Source organism: Actinoplanes sp. NPDC051633 (genome assembly GCF_040681735.1).
In the GTDB taxonomy this organism is placed as follows: domain Bacteria; phylum Actinomycetota; class Actinomycetes; order Mycobacteriales; family Micromonosporaceae; genus Actinoplanes.
The window spans coordinates 1-1,123 of sequence record NZ_JBFAZH010001776.1 but is presented as its reverse complement, the minus strand read 5'-3'; the positions used below and the strand labels follow the sequence as shown (position 1 = coordinate 1,123).

The following is a 1,123-nucleotide window of genomic DNA, read 5'->3' as shown; positions in this document are numbered from 1 at the left end:
ACCTGATTGGGCAGGGGCTGAGCGGCGAGCCGCTGAGCGACTCGATGGTCGAGCACTTCGACAACTGCCTGGGCTGCATGTCCTGCGTGACGGCGTGCCCGTCGGGGGTCCAGTACGACCGGCTGATCGAGGACACCCGCGGGCAGATCGAGCGGCGACATACGCGTACCCCGAAGGACCGGGCGCTGCGGGCGGCGATCTTCGCGCTGTTCCCGTACCCCCGGCGCCTGCGGCTTCTGCGGGGTCCACTGCGGGCCTATCAGGCGACCGGGCTGCAACGGCTCCTCAAGAAGACCGGGCTGCTGGACCGGCTGACGCCCACCCTGGCGACGCTCGAGTCGCTCGCGCCGCGCCTGCGCAGCGTGCCGAAGCCGCCCCCGCTGGTCCGGGCCCGCAGTCCGCGGCGGGCCGTCGTCGGCATGCTCACCGGCTGCGTGCAGAGCGCCTTCTTCCCGGACGTGAACTCGGCGACCGTCCGGATCCTGGCCGCCGAGGGCTGCGACGTCGTGCTGCCGCCGCACCAGGGCTGTTGCGGGGCGCTGAGCGTGCACAACGGGCGGACCGCCGAGGCGCAGAGGTTCGCGCGGCGGCTGATCGACACCTTCGAGGACAGCGGCATGGACTACTTCGTGGTCAACGCCGCCGGGTGCGGGTCGTCGCTCAAGGAGTACGGCGAGCTGCTGGCCGACGATCCTGCCTACGCCCGCCGGGCCGCCGACTTCGCCGCGACGGTCCGGGACCTGTCCGAGCTGCTCACCGAGCTCGGTCCGGTCGCCAAGCGGCACCCCCTGCCGGTCACCGTGGCCTACCACGACGCCTGCCACCTCGGGCACGCCCAGGGCGTCCGCGAGCAGCCCCGGACGCTGCTGACGGCCATCCCCGGCCTCGAGCTGCGCGAGATCAAGGACCCGGAGATCTGCTGCGGCTCGGCCGGCGTCTGGAACGTGCTGCGCCCGGAGCCGGCCGCCGAGCTGGGCGACCGCAAGGCCCGGCACGTGCTGGCCACCGGCGCCGAGCTGCTGGTCACCGCCAACCCGGGCTGCCTGATGCAGGTCGCGGCGTCGGTGCGGCGGCAGGGCGGCAGCATCGCCCTGGCACACACCGCGCAGGTGCTGGACGCGTC

Annotated in this window: 1 protein-coding gene; it reads left to right on the top strand. The window is 73.6% G+C overall.

The features are described 5' to 3' along the window. The coding region (locus AB0M20_RS45070) for a heterodisulfide reductase-related iron-sulfur binding cluster (RefSeq protein WP_364307776.1) at nucleotides 1–1,123 on the top strand (1,123 nt) is incomplete at both ends.